The sequence below is a fragment of the Escherichia sp. AM3 genome (assembly GCF_032029835.1).
Taxonomy (GTDB): Bacteria; Pseudomonadota; Gammaproteobacteria; order Enterobacterales; family Enterobacteriaceae; genus Escherichia; species Escherichia coli.
The window spans coordinates 1-434 of the sequence record NZ_JAVUPQ010000586.1 but is presented as its reverse complement, the minus strand read 5'-3'; the positions used below and the strand labels follow the sequence as shown (position 1 = coordinate 434).

The 434-nt window shown below is 56.5% G+C and carries 1 protein-coding gene; it reads right to left on the bottom strand.

Features of this window, described 5'->3' with window-relative positions; all coding sequences use genetic code 11:
- The coding region (locus RTW80_RS27375; protein ID WP_312721228.1) for a penicillin-binding transpeptidase domain-containing protein at nt 1–434 on the bottom strand (434 nt) is incomplete at both ends.

Sequence of the window (434 nt, the reverse complement as noted above, 5' to 3'; positions counted from 1 at the left end):
CCAGTAACCGTTGCACGGGCATCGCCAGCGAAAGACGGGACACGCCCGTATCACTGGATTTTTGCAGGATCCCGGTCATCGTCAGCTCGGGGTAGTAGCCCACATCGCGGATACGATGGCCATCAATAGTGTAGGGATGCGTGTCTATGACGCTGTCAGGCTGTACCAGCCCCTGCTGTAGCGCCGTCATCAGCACCAGAGGCTTAACGGTCGAGCCAGGTTCAAAGGTGTCGCTGATCGCGCGATTGCGAAAATCATCCAGCGTTGCCCCTTCCCGGTTATTGGGGTTGAAGTCGGGGAAGCTCGCCATTGCCAGAATTTCGCCCGTCTGGATATTAATCAGCACCGACGCGCCTGATTCGGCTTTGTTCCACGCTACGGCATTATCCAGCGCGTCTTCGGTGATAGTTTGCAGGCGTTCATCGATACTAAGC